Genomic DNA, 17,088 nt, shown 5'->3' on the forward strand with positions numbered 1-17,088 from the left:
AAGTACCCGGTTTAAATAAGGACTAAGAATGAAGCGTTTTTTTAAACTTACCTTGGCAGGATTCCTCACTGCGACAACGACCACATCCTTTGCCTATTACCCTGCGGATGGGAAATATTTCGGGTTATTTTTGGTTGGGAGTTATGTGCCGACGCAGAATTTTACTCTTTCAGCAAATCGACTTGCTGTACTTCAAGCGAATATTATTAACTACAATTTGAATAATGGTACTTTGCCTGATGTGCCTGTACCTCTATTCGGTAATGGCGAAATTAAATATCAATTTGGTGGTGGTTTAGGCGGACAATTCGGCTATCGTTGGTGTGGTTTCCGTTTTGAAGGTGAGGTGCTCTTTAATTACAACACCTATAAAAGCATCACGATTGATGGCATAAGATTTGGTAAAAATCAGCAAACAATCACTACTACCTCATCCAGTGGGACGACAGCAACAACCGTTACCGTCGTAACAAATCCCTACAGCATGAGTGGGCATTCTCAGCTCTTTGGCGGGCTTTTTAATGTAATTTATCAATTCTATAACCATGAAGGCCGGGATGTTAGCTGGATACCTTATGTAGGTGCGGGTATTGGTTATGCCAATATTCAAAACAAATGGGTTATTAACATTAATCAAGTTAATCCCAATACAGGAACTTACGGTTATACTTCTGTATTGAATATTAGTGATAGTGAAACCACACCAATCGCCCAGGCAATTGTGGGTGTTGATTACCAAATGGATGATTATTTTTCAGTGGGGGTAGATTACCGCTATCTAGCTTCAAAACAGCTTAGTAACTCCAGTGATAGGCTTACTTTCCACACGCTCAATTTTAACTTTAACTACTGGATGGATGCATAACAGGCTACACTGAAAAATTAAGCCAAGTGATTTATTTAATGTCATCCTCGCGCAGGCGGGGATCCCCTTCTGATGGGCTTGGACGTATAATGAAGTGGCTTCCCGCCTACGCGGGAATGACAAAAAAGGCACTACCCCTGCGCGGGGAGATGATAAGCAAAATGGACTCTACTTTGTAGAAAGAACAACTTTTAATCCATAGCGAGTAGAGCAGGAAGTAGGCCTCATGCTTCTTGGAAAATTTAAATTAACTACCTAAAAAGGTCAAAGAATGACGTACCTGATAGCGCCTTCTATACTTTCAGCCGATATGACGCGGCTGGGCGAAGAGGTCAGCACGGTGATGCAAGCCGGTGCTGATCTGATTCATTTTGATGTCATGGATAATCACTATGTACCCAATCTGACCTTTGGCCCCCCGATTTGCAAAGCATTACGCGATCGTTTTCCAAAGGTTCCCCTTGATGTTCATTTGATGACTCAACCAGTCGATGATCTCATTCTTAATTTTGCCAAAGCAGGTGCTAATCGTTTGAGTATTCATCCTGACGCCACGATTCATTTGGACAGAAGTCTTGCGCTCATCCGGCAGCAAGGCTGTGAAGCAGGGTTGGTTTTAAATCCGTCGACCCCGCCTGAGTGTTTACAGTGGTGTATCCATCGCTTGGATTTTGTATTGATCATGACGGTTAATCCGGGTTTTGGTGGGCAAACGCTTATTTTAGAGGCGGTGGAAAAAATAAGCTGGATTAAAAATAAATACCCACAACTGCCTATTTGTGTCGACGGTGGGGTCACTATTAAAAATATTGCGGGTTTGGCCAAGGCAGGCGCTACCCAATTTGTAGCAGGTTCTGCTATATTTTCAACTAATGACTATGCAGAAACGATTACTGCAATGCGTAAGCAATTGGATATTCTAACCCACTAAGACTCTATGAAAAAAATATTACTTGCAGGTTGTCTGGTTACAAGCCTGGCGTTTGCTGCGCATGCATTCTCCGGTGAAGATTACATGAATCGCTTCGCGGCCTACACCGAGTGGAGTCAAAATCTACCTGAAAATCCGGGTCCGGATTTTTTTGCCTTTATTGATAGCGATACCCCACTTGCGCAAAAGCTGCGGGCAAAATGGCTCTATCGCCTTGCCCAGAATAAAGATTGGGCCAACTACACAAAACACTATAAACCCTCAGAGGACATCAGTTTACAATGCTATGCTTTAATTGCCGATTACCAACAAGGAAAGCAAAGCGAAGCGCTGAATGCCGCCAAACCATTATGGCTTACAGGCCACTCCCAACCTCCTGCCTGCAATGCCCTGTTTAATTTGTTATTGAAGGATCCAGGGTTTGATGAACACCTGCTTACAAAGCGCATCTATTTAGCCCTCGATGAACGCAATGTTGGGCTTGCGCGGTATTTATTAAAACAATACAAGCCACCTCGCCTGAAAGAGGCACAGTTACTGACCGACATCTATCAAAATCCTGCCCGTATCAGTCAACTCGAACCTGGCGACTTACAGGATGCGCTTTACTTATTCGGTTTAAAGCGCATGGTATCTACCAATATCAAGGAAGCCATCAAGCTGTCACAAACCGAAAAAACAAAAAAAATGTTAAGCGTGCCACAACAACAAAATTTTCTGGTTCATCTTGTTATATATAAAGCCATGCGCAATCATGAAGATACTCCTTACTGGTTTTCTAAAATTAAACCCGCTTATTACAATGAGGTCTTACTTGACTGGCAAATTCGTTTCGCCCTAAAACAACATCGATGGGCTGAAGTTGAAAAACTCATTCATTACTCCAAAGAAAAAGAGGATCCCTGTTGGCAATATTGGCTCGCCCGCGCATTAGAAGCCCAAGGGCAAAAAACCAAAGCCCATGAAATTTATCAATCACTGGCCAAAACCCGCAATTACTACGGCTTTCTGGCAAGTTTACGTTTAAATAAGGCGCCTAGTTTTGAAAACGAATCACCGGTGTCTGATTTATCCATTTTAAAACCTTATCAGCCGTTTACCACGACCATTAAATCACTTTATCAGACCAGACAATCCCTGCAGGCCTCCCGTCTTTTGAATGATTTTGTGAGCGAACTGCCCAAAGAAGATAAAAGCGCTTTGGCCTATTGGATTGCAACCGATTTGCAATGGCATGGAAAATCCGTTTATTTAAGTAATACAGAGGATTTAAATAATCAATTAACATTGCGTTTCCCCCTTGCTTATCGCACCACGGTCAGTGAGTATGCAAAAAACTACAGCATCCCTCAAGAATTTATCTATGCCATTATTCGTCAGGAAAGCGCTTTTCGCGATGATGTGGTTTCCCCTGCTGGGGCCCGGGGGTTAATGCAATTGATGCCAGCTACCGCAAGTGCCGTGGCAAAGCGTGAAAAAATCCCTTATGTCGATAAGGAACAACTTTTTTCTTCACAAAAAAATATTAATATTGGTGTCGCTTACCTCAAACAATTAGCAGCCCGTTACAACCATCCTGTTTTAATGGCTGCCGCATATAATGCCGGGCCACGTCAAGTGAATTACTGGTTAAAAAATCATCCACCTAAACAAATAGATATCTGGATAGAAACGCTCCCCTGGCGCGAAACACGTAATTATTTAAAAAATGTCATTGCTTTCTATGCAGTTTATCAATATCGCATGCAAGCCAAATCCGATCTAGGAAAATTCTTGAAACCATTATGGCAATAAGCGTGCAAAATAAGTTCTTTAGGGCAACGCGACGAATTTCTTGCTTTCTTCTTTTTCTACCAAATTTCTTCTAATGGCCTTATTTTTTGATATTCTTCAAGACGTCGTTGTGTTGCTGGTGAAATTTTTGAGGGGAGCTCATTTAAATTAAACCAGGCTTTATCCAAAATTTCAACGGAGTTCACCTTTTGCTGGATAAAATTTTCCACAATGTAAAACACTATGTAATCCTCTCTTTTTTCTTTTAGGTTATAATAGATATTAAACAGTCGCGGCTTATCCAGACATTTTATCCCCACTTCTTCGAAAAGCTCTCGTTGAATCGCTTGTAAAGGAGTTTCACCTTGTTTAACACCACCCCCAATAGTGTACCAACCATTAATATAGCTATGCTTTACAAGGAGTACTTTTTTATCGTTGATAACCAGTGCACGCACACCTAATGTTTTTATGGGGAGCATTGATAAAATTTTATTCTTTATTTTCCATAAGAAGTGCCGCATTCTGGCTCCTTTTATTGTTAAATTTTAATGCTAATTATTGCTAGCCCTTGATTAGCTTATGTTTATCTATTTAATTTTCTATTACAGCAGGTAAGCGCCTCTAATTTTAAGTATAAAATCTCTCCTTGCCTACTACTGTGCGTATAAGGGCGAATGTAGGCATTTACTTAATTTGCGCTATTAGATGCGTTTATTCCTGTCTATTAGGGGAGTTGTATTATAGCTGCGTATAAAGTGGAATGCTTTTTTGATATCCGGTGTTAATGGACGATCTTTCTTTAAAAAGGGCACCACTTTACGAAAGTTGAAATATAAATCCATTGTTTGCTTACCGAAGGGTAAGCTAGGTGTTTTTAATTTTTTAAGATCAATAGCCTGACTGGCATGCATTAACTCAAACCCCATAATTTGATAAAGATCACCAGTAATTTTATTAAGATGTTGCACCACCAAGAGGGAATTGGTCGCTGTATCTTCAATTTCTCCAGCCACAGGATAGGAAATTGTTGATACAGGGATACTTTGCTGTTGTATTTCTGTATTTAGGTACATCACAGGTTTCTGAATGGCTGCAAATGCAATAGTTGCCTGATCGGGCGAAAGAAAGCGTGAGATTTGATTGATACAGACTGTGCCTAATTTTACAATGCGTTGTGTACTACTTGCCGACATATGACCTAAAGCAATATTGAGTTTTTCAATATCCAAAACCCACGAAACCGGTTCAAAATTAGCGGTAGGAATAACCGCACCCGATAAATTAGCGTTACTGACATAATACGCTTTTTCCTGAAGAGAGGCCTCTTTATCAGGCATAATATCAACCACAACTGCAGGATTATCATCTGATGAATTTAACTGAATAGTAAGATCACTTTTTAAATCATTTAATGCATCCCGTGTTGCCCCGCTAACCTGACTCGCTGTGCGAAAACTGAGAGGATCTTGCAGTGCTCTTTTGGGCGAAATTTCTAAAAGATAGCTGCCTTGCAAAGCATGAATAACATGACGAGCAGCAACGCCTTGACCTTGATAAGGACGAATTGCATGTACCCGCTCAAGAAATGGAGCTACATTTCCATTGATGCCTTCCAGACTCAATGCAGTGAGTAACTCGTATTTATTAATTAGCTTCTCTACATTATAGGTTGCCAGAGCCGCCATGCCTGCCGTATAGGCATTAGAACTAAAAATAGAAAGAGCATCTTTAGCATAAAGATGTAACGGTTGAAGGCCTGCCATTTTTAAAGCCTTGCTTGCTGGCATTTGTTTTCCCTTATATAAAACATCACCCTTACCGGCCATGGCAAGTCCAATATGTGCAAGTAGGGTAATATCCGCTTCTCCAATGGAGCCACCAGACGGAAAGACCGGAGTAATATCGTTGTTTAGCAACGCGACAAACATTTCCACCACAGCAGGTTGAACACCAGCATTTCCGAGCAACAGTGTATTAAGCCTTGCCACCATCGCGGCCCGAACTACCTCACGAGGTGCGTTAGATCCCACCGCGGCACTCGTTGCATAAATATCATTCATATTAAATCGTTCTGACTCCTTGCGAGCCTGAGGCGTTAAAACATTCCCTTTAAAAATTGTTTTATCTTTATTTAGGCCTACGCCTCGATTTAAACCGTATACTGGCATATTTCTTTCTGCAGCCAGCAGTAACAGTTGATGTGAGCGCTTAACCTTTTCTAATGCTTGGTGATCAATTTTTACTAAAATACCTGATCGGGCAATTTTAACCACTTCTTCAATTGTTAAATGATGTCCATCAAGACTAATTGCATGAATTTGTCTGATATTGTTAGCCCAGACAAGAGAGGTTATAGTTAAGGTAAGAAGAATTAAAACCATTTTTTTCAAATTAAACAATTTAAATTTCATTTTTATAAAAAAATCCTGTTTGCTTATATCACTGTTATGAAACAATAAACCCAATTAACCAAATATTGGCCATAATGACAATATTAAGATCATTTGTCAATTTGCGATCTTTCTTACTGTTAAGGGCAGCAAGAACTTACCTGGATTAGCTGTATTAAGAGAAGTCCGTTATGTTGAATTTAGCGTTGATATTGATCTTTTTTTGAACTATATTTGGATTATGGATAGTATTTGTGGCACAGCTAACAGTGAATTTGTAAGGAATCCTGATTTGTAGATATGGTGTGCAAACTAAGCCTAAAATGTCTCGAGAGGTTTCCACTTTTTAAGTAAACAACTGGATGGCACAAATACTATCTATCATTTACTTCTACCCAGAATGTAAATTTCCCTTTGCCTCTAACTGTTCTTCTGAAAAAATATCCTGCTCAAAAGGACTCAGTTTTTGAATGAAAAAACCAATAATGTACTTGCCCAGCCAATTTTCCTTACCATCAAAACGCTTCACCGTAGTAGGTTGTTGCGAGGTGCCAATTAATATTTTATTCACATAACTCAGGCAATCATTTTCGCCAGGTTTCATTTTTAAAAGGATATAATCAACGGTACAAGCATGAGTAACTTGCAGTTGTTCATGAAGAGCAAGCATTTCAACAATTTTTTCCCCGGAAACAATCCGACGCTCGCATTGTGTCACTGGGCGTAATAAATCAGATGGTGCAGTTGCAAATTCTATCGTGCGTGGCGGACTCTGATCATTTATGTTAATTTTTATAAAAGCGTGTTGTCCTAAATAGCCCTCCAAACTTGGGCTAATGAATCGTGCGCGTAACGTATTAATCTCATAAGACACATTTGGATTCTGCAAGAAATTGTTTAATGCAACCTTCTCATTCTTAAAATGATCATTCAGCAGCCTCTGCTTAACCTTTTCCTTATAACTGGTAAAAGATAGTAGTTTATTTTGCTGCGCTTCTTTTACACATTCATGAATTCCGTCTAAACAAAATTTTAGTTGCCTGAATAATACATCTTTAAACAATTTTTTAGGTATTCTAAAGCCAAAAGTGGCTCCCAAGAGCATGCCTGTCACCAAGCCTATGGCAAAAGAGGAAAAGGGGTTGTGAAAATGCCACATTCCTCGAGCGAAACCTGCAATCCCACCCATTAACCCACCGACCACTCCCAATAGTAAAGCCAAAATACTTGCACCTAGATGAAGTAAACCGCGAATGAGTCTGGCATTGAAGGTCTCTATTTTTGCGAGAACGATTAATTGCTGATAATGACTGAGAACTTTTTCAAAAGCTTTCTGTAACTCTGGGGTTGCTGAAAATTCCATCGAAATTAAGCAATTAAAACTTTCAATGAATACTTCGACTTCTTTTAAAAATGTTGCCGTAAATGCGGTAGGTGTATTTTGAAGAACATTGATAAGTAATAGTAAATGGTATTTAATTTCACCAGGAGGAAGACGAGAAATTTTTTGAGAACAAACAAGAATAGTATTGGCATATTCTGTACTGTTCATAGTCTACTCTGACAGGCATTTTTAATATCATAGCCAAACTATATTCGCACGAAAAGAGTTTTATGGTATACGAAACCAAATAATTGCAAAATAATATTCCATAGTGACCTCTAATTATATAAAATGGTGATTTTATTCAGAGATAAGTTATGCACAAAGAACAGTTTAATTCTTCTTTTGATTTCATTACTGCACAGTGGAATCTACAAGTTCTGCCCGTATTTGAAATGTTTATACACAATATAATACATTTTTATGATCCTGATAATTTGCAGGATGCTAATTCCATTAAAATGGAATGGGAGCATTTTAAAAGCGTAGTGGAGTTATTACTTACATGGATTAATGATTTAATCCCTGATGAACAACTGGACGCAACACAAAAACAATATAAAACAAGCTATAGGCAACGAATTTATGACACCTATCAAGAGGCCCTGAAACGCGGTGAACATGCTTTACTCGCGAAAAGAACACTTATCTATCAATGGCGGATAGCACAATTGTATGCTTCACAACAAACTCCATCCTCTAATCCTACTCCCATGATGCCTGCAGTAACCACCTTACCTTTATCTCAAAAGCAAGAAAGTCCCGCTGTGTTACAACCTCAGGTGACTTACTCTGACATCGCGATGAAACCTAATATAATTTTTCTCTCTCCTCCACCATCTACAACTGTGACGCAGCAGGAGATTGCTTCCTCTGAGCCTAAGTCAAAACCACTATCCCAGGCCTCTAAAAACAACAGCTCTTTAGTTTCCCCCTTTTGGTAAAAAGAGTTAAATCAGACACCTATAGAGTCTCAGAGCCCTTCAAACCCTAAAAATAACGCGTTGAATTCTCAGACTTCTTTATTAGAGTTGTTACTAAACGATTCTTATGTATTACCAACGCCTGAGGAATTAGACAGCTGGGACTTTCTTGCACAACCCTGATAATTGATCTCCTCTTCTTGAGCAATAATTCCTCTGTCCAACAAACAAGCAGTTATTGAACAGAGGAATGCCAGGAAGTAAAGCCTTGCAAGTTGTAATTGTTGTTCTCTTTGATCATCTACCTGACCCAAAGCAGCTATTCCTTTGAGCTCCTATCAACTTTCACTACAGACTTTCCAAATGGGAAAACTAAACTATAAAGTAGAATAAAAATGAATAAAAAAATAACTAGGGCATAAACCATGGCATCAATACTGCGAGCAAAAAAAGCATTAATGGCATAAAAAACCATTAGCAGACTGGAGCTAAAAGCATTTCTAAACATATAGAATCCAGCAATTTTATTATGATCCAGGGAGTTCTGGCTAATAATTTGAGAAATACCATAAGACCACGCCGAAGTAATACCGCCTAAAAGCGCTAAAATTATGGATAGAGAAATAGAGCTTGCATACAGTACAAAAAGCATCATACTGAGTAATGTAAGGCTAAAGCAAATTGATAAGCTTTTACGATTCGCCTTGTTTTGAAACATCCATCCTACCGATATTCCTCCAAGTAAAGCGCCTATACCACTTAAAGATAAAACCATCCCCACAAACCATTGGGGATGAGTAAATTTTAAAATAGGAATAATTAAAAAACTAATAAAATTAGTCCATACTGTTGTTAGTGAAAAAGTCAGCAATAACAGCATGGCCAGAGGATGAATTTTAAATTCTTTCAGGCGAAAGACAGCATTGGCCAAATTAATTTCGGCACGAATATATTTCTTATTTAAGCGCATTAATGGCACCAGGTAGAGCAAGATTAGCAGTATTGCAGAAACAATAATCCACTCACTGGCAATCACTTTAAATAATAAACTGGCAATCAGAGGAGACACAATATAGCCTAAGGCCGTAGTCGCTAATCCAAGACTAACACCCGTTCCTCTTTTTGTTTCAGGCAGTAATAAAACAATAGATTTATCAAACAGACTGACTTCAGTCGAACTCATGATAAATAAAACCGTAATGCTAAGAATAATTCCTATTAAATTGGCGTGGTAACCATTGATTAATGCTGCAAGAATAGCAAGAGTAAGTACTTGAATTAAAAGAACAGTAACAAGAAGCGATTTTATTTCTTGCCTATCCATAAGACGAGTGATAAAGAAAGCTGAAAACACCATCGGTAAATTAATTAAAATTCCCAAAATTGATAATTCAGCAATCGCAAAATTGTGCTCAAAAAATAGAAATAAGACAGTAAACAAAACAGTTTTTATGCTTAACACATAAAAAGTTCGGATACCCCAAATGATATAAAAAAGAGTTTCATTCAAGCTCTAGACCCTCATTATTCACTCTACAGAAGTGTTAGTGCAGAGAAAAATTTAGTTAAAGCCTGCAAATATTTAAATTTTAGCTAAGATAATAGGTAAAAAAGTCTGCATTGCGTAGTTCAATCTCTGCCCGTAATAACTTTTTAGAGGCTATTTCAACATCGTTAATTCTTTTTCAGTAATGATGCATTCAATATAATCAATTGCTTCTTGAATTAGTGATAATTGAGTAAAAACTAACGTAGGATGTCGTAAACATTTCCTCAGACAGAAACACAACCAGAAATACCATTTTAGGAGCACCAAATAAACATTTAATCCCAGTTCCTCACGCCTTAGAGGATAAGCTTCCTGGAAAGCACAGGCTTTCTCAGGATTTAATGTTAAATGATTGTTTGAATATTCTACTGACCAGGCTATTAAGGTATCCAGATAATCAATTCTATAATCAAATTCTGAAGCAGTTTCCCAATCAAGAATCCAGAAATGGTTATTTTCTTTTGTCCATAAAACATTTTTTGGTTTTAAGTCATTGTGGCATAGTGCATTTAAGGAGGCTTCTTGCAGAGCCTGAAGAAATAAAATTTGATGACTGACTAAAAAAATTGATATGTCTTTTAATCGAGGAAATAAATGAGTAATTTGAGAAACTTTATGGAATAGAGTCCATATTTTATTATTTATTAATTGCTCCGCAATCATATAGTAACGCTCTCCCTTACGTTGAGCGAGCACTTTGTCATAGTTTTTTTGTATACGATGTATGTCACCTAATTTGGCAGCAATAAGTGAAATCATTCCTGCTTTAATTTCATTATTGGATAGAGCCTGACCGTTTTTATAAGGGTACAAAAGATAAATATTGTCTTTATTTTCCAGGAAAAATCCTTTTTTTCCCTCTACAGCACAAACTACATTTCCATTTTGAATTTTTGCAACATTTTCCACAAAATTGATTGATTGGAATAACTCTTCTCTACTAGTCTGATAATCTCTGATATATTGCAAAATATTAATATTTTTAATAACACATTTTCCTATCGAGGTATCTGCAAAGTAGCTTTTATTTGTGTCACCACCAGTAAGACTTCTTAAATTGTCTTGGTTGAGTTGAAGATCCCAAAATTCTTCTATTTTGTGAATTATATTTGTCGCCAGCATAAATTTCCTCATAGACAATTACTTACTAATATCACAAAGATATTAACTTCAGTCTCAAGTAATCATTCAATTGTCTTGTTTCTATACAGCACTGTTCAGTATAGTACACATTAATATTTTTTGAGCAATTGTTGAACAATGTTGAGCACAGTTCAGATGGTAGATATCCTTATCCTATGAGTATTTTCTGCTACATAAAGCACTGCGATTTTCAGAAATCGTTGACGGCTGTATTACGATTAAATCGCATTAATGTGTAGTTAGCACGACTAACAGCATGATCAATTGCTGCCTTAGGCATTAACATACCAGAGAAGATAGCTTCCAATGCCTCATCATTAATGGCTCTTATTAGATTTTGTGGCCCTACATATAATTTGGTGCTGACATGCTGGCGCGCCAATTCGCTGCGTGCAAGATTTACAACAGGATGTTTATTTTCTCTAACAAGTGAATCGTAAATTCCTGTAAGTCCCAGAGGTAAATAACCCGTATGATGATGCCATTGCTGTTGTATCGCAGGTTGTGCGAGGTAAGCGAAAAATTTTGCTATTCCGCGATATGTTGTTGGTGTTTGTCCAGCCACAGCCCACAAAGCAGCCCCACCGGCAATATTATTATGACGGGTAGCGCTTGCTTCTGTATCTAACGGTAGTGCAGCTACCCCTAATTTAAAATTTACTAGGGCCGATAAACTGTTATAACTCCCGGAAGATTGGCTAAATAATGGACAACGCCCACTGGTAAATAGTATTGTGGCATCACTCGCACGCCCTCCATACTCGAAATAACGCTTCATTTGCCAATCTTTTAACCGTGTTAAATGTCTGACAATCGCTTCATTGTTATAAGTTGCCGCAGATAATTTGGAGTTTGTCATTGGCAAACCATGAATTGCTGAGAATGCTTCAATTTGTATCCAGGCAGGGTATGCAGTAGTATACACACAAGTAAACCCTGTTTTTCGCAAATCTGCGGCTAAAATTTCCATTTCCTGCCAGGTACGAGGGAAAGTTTCCTGCGTATAACCAGCCTTGGCTAAAGCATCAGCATTATAGAAAATGACAGGCACCGAGGTATTAAAGGGCATTGCCATTAGTTGATCATGCTCGCTATAAAACGACCGTACGGCAGGAAGAAAACTCTCTTTAGGTAAATTAAGTCCTTGCTCTTTCATAATTTCATCCACAGGCTTAATAACGCCTTTGGGAAAAAGCATGGTCGTCGTACCAACTTCAAAAATTTGCACAATGGCAGGAGATTGTTGGGCCCGAAAAGCCGCAGCAAAACTTGTCATTGCTTCCGTGTACTCACCTTTATAAACGAGCTTTACAAGGTATTCATTTTGGCTTTTATTAAATCCCCCAACCAACTGTCGAACCTCGTTACCTAAATGACCAGCCATGGAATGCCACATAACAATTTCGACAGGTTTAGCCTGAAGATTAATGGCTAGAAAGAAAGAAATAAAAAATAAGAAAAGTTTCATGACAATAGATCAGGGTAATCACTAAAAACGGCATCCACACCCCATTCAAAAAGCTTTTTCGCCTGTCGTCTACGGTTCACCGTATACACGAGTACCAGATAGCCCTGCTCTTTAATTTCTCGCACACGTGCTGCCGTAAGAGCGCGCTTGTTATAGTGAATCGAATAGCACAGCAAATCTTTTGCTTTTTGCAGCCAATTTTTATCCCATTGATCAAGTAATAGACCCAGGGGCATTTCTGGAGCAAGACTTCGACATAGAGTCAATGCCGCCAGATCAAAACTGGATATTAGTGGCAGTGGTTTATTTTGTGGCCAGTAGCGATTAATATAAGACAAGACAGCCACAGTAGTTTGCTCAGTTGTTCCTGGATAGGGTTTAATTTCAATATTGGCTTGCACATCGGAGAAGGTTAACCATTCTAACGCCTCACGAAAATGAGGAATTTTTTCGCCGCGATAGCGACGCGAAAACCAACGACCGGCATCCAATGATTGCAAATACTCAGCAGTCACCAATCCAATTTCACCTTGTCCATTGGTTGTTCGTTTTAGTGTTTCATCATGAAACACAAATGGTTCACCATCAGCACTTACCATGACATCAAATTCAAGATAACGACAGCCGAGAGCCAATGCTTTATCAAAGGCAGCCAAAGTATTTTCTGGCGCATAGGCTGAAGCGCCGCGATGACCGATTATTTTTTCAATTGCTTGAGGCTGTTGCATTGCTACCCTCTTCCCGATTTGAAGCTACTTCAACAATAGCATTCATCGTTAATTCATTACTAACTGTCAAGGCGGGGGCTGGAGCAGCAGCAACCTCAGTGGCTAACATCATTGTATTTTTTGCACGATAAGCTTGTGGTTGTATAGGTGCAGGCTCACCTTCAGTAACTATTAATGTATTTAAACTATAATTTTGAGTGGGATATACCTGGTTTAATCGACCAATTTCATCATTAACAAGTTTATATAACCGCTCCCGCAGTTGTACTTTAACCTGCTGAACCTCCTCCAAGCTCGGCTTGAATTCCACACCATCAATAGTATAGGTTGCCCCTGGTTTACTGACATTTTTCGCATTTTGATAAATATTAGTTAAACTGGCCTGGGGTACTCTGGCTTCAGCAGCCACAAATAACTTTTCTAACCCTGAACTGTCCTGAGAACGATCAAATTGAGTCAAATGCCAATCACCCGGTGCTATCTTTGCGAGAGTAGTCATGATATCAGCACGCGCTTTTACCAGATCAGCATTGGTTAAAGTAGCATTGACATTGACCGTTAGTAAGGCTGTTTGCGTAGTAACCCACTGTCTTGCAGAAATTTGAAATATCACCTTATCCAATATTGGCTTAGGCTCAACGGCAAGTGATAATGAACTACTGAGTCCAAGGAGAAGCAAAGCTGCCAGTTTTTTCATTCAAATACCTCCGATAGCATTTGTAGTCAGTTTACACCATGAGAGGCAGGCTTCCAATTTTTTAACTGATGCAATCAGACAACCTTTAATTCATCCTAAAAATTGATTTAAAAAAATAGTCTTTTTGAAAGCACTTTTTACAAATAATAAACAAAAAGGATATAGACTATAAAGTAAGGGATTACTGCCATTGATTTACTTGTTGAATGGGTCTATAACATGGGCACGAGAAATTCTTGGAGCGTTACCGATGATGTCTGTTGATCTAATAAAAAAAAATGAAACCAGTATTCTAGTTCAAGATGATTTTCTTGATTATGCCCTTTCGCATGGGTTTGGCGATCTGCATTTTAAGGTAGATTGTGAAACTGGAATGAAAGCAATTATTGCTATACACAGTACTAAACTTGGACCAGCTTTAGGTGGATGCAGATTTATTGAATATCCTAATACTGCAAGCGCTATTAATGATGCCATGCGTCTGGCAAGAGGCATGAGCTATAAAGCAGCCTCCGTTAATCTTCCTCTTGGTGGTGGTAAAGCAGTTATTATCAAGCCTAATACACCCTATGATCGCCAAGGATATCTTCATGCGTTTGGCCGCTTTGTGAATGACTTGGGTGGCAGATATATCACGGCACTAGATAGCGGCACCCAACTAAGTGACATGGACATCATCGCCCAGCATACTCCTTATGTGGCCAGTTTGTCTCGGCATAATGGTGATCCTTCTCCTTTTACGGCAAAAGGAGTTTTAAGAGGTATTGAAACAGCAGTCGAATTTAAACTCGGAAAAGAGACATTAAAAGGTCTTCATATTGCTATTCAAGGCTTGGGCCACGTGGGATATTTGCTAGCAACTCATTTACATGAGTTAGGTGCTAAATTAACTGTGGCCGATATTAATCCTCGTGCGGTTCAACGCGCAGTTGAAGAATTTGGGGCTACAGCCGTTTCAACGGATATGATTCATCGGGTGCCCTGTGATGTATTTGCTCCATGTGCCTTGGGTGCTGTGATTAATGATATCAGTATCAATCAACTACAAACCACGATTATTGCAGGTGCTGCCAACAATCAATTGGCTCACACTTATCATGGGCCAATGCTTCATGAAAAAGGCATTCTTTATGCAGCTGATTACATTATTAATGCCGGTGGTTTAATTTTTGCCGCGAGTAAATATTTTAATACACCAGAAGCACAAGTTAACCAGCAAATCGATGGCATTGGTACTTCTCTGTTAGAAATTTTTATTCGTTCCCAAGTAGAAAATCGTCCTGCAAGTGAGATTGCTGATATTCTGGCCCAAGAAAAACTGGCCTAATGATAAATAACCTTAATATAAAAAGGTGGTGATGGAATGAAACAGCATTTAAATATAACGCCAGAACTCTATTCTTATATGCTGGATATTTCTCTACGAGAAGATCCTGTTCTGCAAGCGTTGCGGGAAGAAACTGCCACATTGCCTCTCAGCAACATGCAGGTTGCACCAGAGCAAGCTCAATTTATGCAATTTTTAATTCGTGCAACGGGTGCAAAAAAAGTATTGGAGTTAGGCACATTCACAGGGTATAGTGCCTTGGCTATGGCTCTGGCGCTGCCTGACGATGGACAATTAATTACCTGCGATATCAATACAGAATGGACTTCAAAGGCCCATCCTTTTTGGCGTGAAGCTAAGCAGGAAAAGAAAATTCAGTTACGTTTAGGCCCTGCTTTAACCACCTTACAAGATTTACTTGCGGAAGGTCACATCCATAGTTTTGATTTTATTTTTATTGATGCCGACAAAACAAATTATGTAAATTATTACGAGTTTGCCTTGCAATTGATTACTCCTCGCGGGATCATCGCAATTGATAATATTTTTTGGGATGGCAACGTCATTAATGAACAGGATACGAGCGGACAAACTCGAGAAATAAAACGTTTAAATGAAACGATAAAACAAGATAATCGGGTGGATGTAAGCCTGCTAGCTATCGCCGACGGACTATTTCTTATCAGACCTCGTACTTGATGCCAATAGCTATGCAAACAAGGATTAGCAACAATGACATCATTGAAATCGAGTCATTCTCTTTTGGCAGAATGACAAGAATAGATGTCATTGTCTTGATAGTTAAAAACGATAAGGGAGTGTACACCAATGAACAATCACATTATAAGCCATTCTGATAGTAATCCCTGCGGATTGGATGGTTTTGCCTTTCTGGAATTTTCAGGCCCTGATAAATCTGTTCTGCACCAACAGTTTAAAAACATGGGATTTCAACACGTAGCAACTCATAAAGAGCAAGATATCGTTCTTTATCAACAGGGGGCTATTCAGTTTATTGTGAATGCCGCAAAAGACTGTCAAGCTGAGCAACATGCTGCAGCACATGGTGCAGGTGCCTGTGGCATGGGTTTTCGCGTTAAAAATGCCGAACAAGCTTACAAGCATGCACTTGCTCATGGTGCTGTTGCCTTTCAGGACTGCAAGCATGCTGATCATGGTTTATTCGCTATTCAAGCAATAGGAGGCAGTGTTATTTATTTTGTTGATGAGAATAGTCTTCCTTTTGCTGGTCACTGGGAGCGTCAACCAAATTTAAATGCTACAGATTGCGGCCTAACCTTTATTGATCATCTGACTCACAATGTCTATCGAGGTAACATGGACAAATGGGCCAGATTTTATGAAACTATTTTTAATTTCCATGAAATCAGATTTTTTAATATTAAAGGTCAAATGACAGGATTAATCAGTAGAGCCTTATCAAGCCCGTGCGGGAAAATCAAAATTCCTTTGAATGAATCCAAAGATGATGTCTCACAAATTGAAGAATTTTTGCATGAATATCACGGTGAGGGTATCCAGCATATTGCTCTTAACACAGAAGATATTTATCACACAGTCAATACTTTAAGAAAAAATGGCGTTAAATTTCTTGACGTTCCTGATACTTATTACGAAATGATTGATACTCGTATCCCCTGGCATAAAGAACCTCTGGCAAAATTGCAACAAGAACGTATTTTAATTGATGGAGAACGGGAGCCTAGCGCTGGATTATTACTGCAGATTTTTACAGAAAATATTTTTGGTCCCGTTTTCTTTGAAATTATTCAGCGCAAAGGGAATCAAGGTTTCGGCGAAGGAAACTTCCAGGCTTTATTTGAAGCCATTGAACGGGATCAGATTAAGCGGGGAACGCTGCAGGAAACTCATTAATCAATCTATTA

16 protein-coding genes are annotated in these 17,088 nt (G+C 38.9%); 7 read left to right on the forward strand and 9 right to left on the reverse strand.

Annotation, left to right across the window (positions count from 1 at the left end; translation table 11 throughout):
• Nucleotides 1-28 precede the first annotated feature (28 nt).
• The 3 genes from clem_RS09480 (at nt 29) to clem_RS09490 (ending at nt 3,590) form a co-directional block, all read left to right on the forward strand.
• Nucleotides 29-865 (forward strand): outer membrane beta-barrel protein, encoded by an 837-nt coding sequence (locus tag clem_RS09480; protein ID WP_094091333.1) that lies wholly within the window; start codon nt 29-31, stop codon nt 863-865.
• Between the two features lie 271 nt (nt 866-1,136).
• Nucleotides 1,137-1,796, forward strand: coding sequence for a ribulose-phosphate 3-epimerase (gene rpe, locus clem_RS09485; RefSeq protein ID WP_094091334.1), 660 nt, complete (start codon nt 1,137-1,139; stop codon nt 1,794-1,796).
• Between the two features lie 6 nt (nt 1,797-1,802).
• Entirely contained in the window at nt 1,803-3,590 is a 1,788-nt protein-coding gene (locus clem_RS09490) for a transglycosylase SLT domain-containing protein (protein WP_094091335.1), read from the forward strand.
• Between the two features lie 56 nt (nt 3,591-3,646).
• On the opposite strand, the gene clem_RS09495 is transcribed toward clem_RS09490, so the two are convergent.
• The 3 genes from clem_RS09495 to clem_RS09505 form a co-directional block, all read right to left on the reverse strand.
• Complete coding sequence (locus clem_RS09495; protein ID WP_094091336.1) at nt 3,647-4,093, reverse strand: NUDIX domain-containing protein; 447 nt, start codon at nt 4,091-4,093, stop codon at nt 3,647-3,649.
• 180 nt (nt 4,094-4,273) lie between these two features.
• Nucleotides 4,274-5,983, reverse strand: a complete 1,710-nt coding sequence (locus clem_RS09500) for an HAL/PAL/TAL family ammonia-lyase (RefSeq protein ID WP_094091337.1) — start codon at nt 5,981-5,983, stop codon at nt 4,274-4,276.
• A 370-nt stretch (nt 5,984-6,353) separates the two neighbouring features.
• A complete protein-coding gene (locus clem_RS09505; RefSeq protein WP_094091338.1) occupies nt 6,354-7,514 on the reverse strand; it encodes a hypothetical protein in 1,161 nt (386 codons plus the stop codon).
• 149 nt (nt 7,515-7,663) lie between these two features.
• On the opposite strand from clem_RS09505, the gene clem_RS09510 reads away from it, so the two are divergent.
• On the forward strand, nt 7,664-8,290 hold the full coding sequence (locus tag clem_RS09510) for a hypothetical protein (protein ID WP_094091339.1): 627 nt from the start codon (nt 7,664-7,666) through the stop codon (nt 8,288-8,290).
• A 104-nt stretch (nt 8,291-8,394) separates the two neighbouring features.
• Here the strand turns inward: clem_RS09510 and clem_RS09515 are convergent, their stop codons facing one another.
• The 6 genes from clem_RS09515 to clem_RS09540 all read right to left on the reverse strand — a co-directional run bounded on the left by clem_RS09515 (nt 8,395) and on the right by clem_RS09540 (nt 13,854).
• On the reverse strand, nt 8,395-8,583 hold the full coding sequence (locus clem_RS09515) for a hypothetical protein (RefSeq protein WP_094091340.1): 189 nt from the start codon (nt 8,581-8,583) through the stop codon (nt 8,395-8,397).
• 5 nt (nt 8,584-8,588) lie between these two features.
• Entirely contained in the window at nt 8,589-9,779 is a 1,191-nt protein-coding gene (locus clem_RS09520) for an MFS transporter (protein ID WP_094091341.1), read from the reverse strand.
• A gap of 150 nt (nt 9,780-9,929) precedes the next feature.
• Nucleotides 9,930-10,940 (reverse strand): phosphotransferase, encoded by a 1,011-nt coding sequence (locus tag clem_RS09525; protein ID WP_232505448.1) that lies wholly within the window; start codon nt 10,938-10,940, stop codon nt 9,930-9,932.
• Nucleotides 10,941-11,151: 211 nt separating this feature from the next.
• The gene (locus tag clem_RS09530; RefSeq protein ID WP_094091343.1) at nt 11,152-12,429 is read right to left on the reverse strand and encodes an extracellular solute-binding protein; all 1,278 of its coding nucleotides are present in this window, start codon (nt 12,427-12,429) and stop codon (nt 11,152-11,154) included.
• A complete protein-coding gene (gene ugpQ, locus clem_RS09535) occupies nt 12,426-13,157 on the reverse strand; it encodes a glycerophosphodiester phosphodiesterase (protein ID WP_094091344.1) in 732 nt (243 codons plus the stop codon). The genes clem_RS09530 and ugpQ overlap by 4 nt, the downstream gene beginning before the upstream one ends.
• Nucleotides 13,135-13,854 carry a hypothetical protein gene (locus tag clem_RS09540; protein WP_094091345.1) on the reverse strand — a complete coding sequence of 240 codons (720 nt, stop codon included), beginning with the start codon at nt 13,852-13,854 and terminating at the stop codon, nt 13,135-13,137. Before clem_RS09540 ends, ugpQ begins: the two co-directional genes overlap by 23 nt.
• A gap of 250 nt (nt 13,855-14,104) precedes the next feature.
• Here clem_RS09540 and clem_RS09545 point away from each other — a divergent pair, with 250 nt between their 5' ends.
• The 3 genes from clem_RS09545 (at nt 14,105) to hppD (ending at nt 17,077) form a co-directional block, all read left to right on the forward strand.
• On the forward strand, nt 14,105-15,181 hold the full coding sequence (locus tag clem_RS09545; RefSeq protein ID WP_094091346.1) for a Leu/Phe/Val dehydrogenase: 1,077 nt from the start codon (nt 14,105-14,107) through the stop codon (nt 15,179-15,181).
• 36 nt (nt 15,182-15,217) lie between these two features.
• On the forward strand, nt 15,218-15,880 hold the full coding sequence (locus clem_RS09550; RefSeq protein WP_094091347.1) for a class I SAM-dependent methyltransferase: 663 nt from the start codon (nt 15,218-15,220) through the stop codon (nt 15,878-15,880).
• Nucleotides 15,881-16,009: 129 nt separating this feature from the next.
• Nucleotides 16,010-17,077: a 4-hydroxyphenylpyruvate dioxygenase gene (gene hppD, locus clem_RS09555; protein WP_094091348.1), complete on the forward strand. Its 1,068-nt coding sequence runs from the start codon at nt 16,010-16,012 to the stop codon at nt 17,075-17,077.
• Nucleotides 17,078-17,088: the final 11 nt, after the last annotated feature.

Origin of the sequence: Legionella clemsonensis, assembly GCF_002240035.1 — a bacterium.
Classification (GTDB): Bacteria; Pseudomonadota; Gammaproteobacteria; order Legionellales; family Legionellaceae; genus Tatlockia; species Tatlockia clemsonensis.

Coding starts and splice junctions, on each gene's coding strand:
- clem_RS09510 (WP_094091339.1), top strand. CDS start 7,664: ATGCACAAAGAACAGTTTAATTCTTCTTTTGATTTCATTACTGCACAG.
- clem_RS09505 (WP_094091338.1), bottom strand. CDS start 7,514: ATGAACAGTACAGAATATGCCAATACTATTCTTGTTTGTTCTCAAAAA.
- ugpQ (WP_094091344.1), bottom strand. CDS start 13,157: ATGCAACAGCCTCAAGCAATTGAAAAAATAATCGGTCATCGCGGCGCT.
- clem_RS09495 (WP_094091336.1), bottom strand. CDS start 4,093: ATGCGGCACTTCTTATGGAAAATAAAGAATAAAATTTTATCAATGCTC.
- clem_RS09545 (WP_094091346.1), top strand. CDS start 14,105: ATGATGTCTGTTGATCTAATAAAAAAAAATGAAACCAGTATTCTAGTT.
- clem_RS09530 (WP_094091343.1), bottom strand. CDS start 12,429: ATGAAACTTTTCTTATTTTTTATTTCTTTCTTTCTAGCCATTAATCTT.
- clem_RS09480 (WP_094091333.1), top strand. CDS start 29: ATGAAGCGTTTTTTTAAACTTACCTTGGCAGGATTCCTCACTGCGACA.
- clem_RS09500 (WP_094091337.1), bottom strand. CDS start 5,983: ATGAAATTTAAATTGTTTAATTTGAAAAAAATGGTTTTAATTCTTCTT.
- clem_RS09550 (WP_094091347.1), top strand. CDS start 15,218: ATGAAACAGCATTTAAATATAACGCCAGAACTCTATTCTTATATGCTG.
- rpe (WP_094091334.1), top strand. CDS start 1,137: ATGACGTACCTGATAGCGCCTTCTATACTTTCAGCCGATATGACGCGG.
- clem_RS09540 (WP_094091345.1), bottom strand. CDS start 13,854: ATGAAAAAACTGGCAGCTTTGCTTCTCCTTGGACTCAGTAGTTCATTA.
- hppD (WP_094091348.1), top strand. CDS start 16,010: ATGAACAATCACATTATAAGCCATTCTGATAGTAATCCCTGCGGATTG.
- clem_RS09525 (WP_232505448.1), bottom strand. CDS start 10,940: ATGCTGGCGACAAATATAATTCACAAAATAGAAGAATTTTGGGATCTT.
- clem_RS09490 (WP_094091335.1), top strand. CDS start 1,803: ATGAAAAAAATATTACTTGCAGGTTGTCTGGTTACAAGCCTGGCGTTT.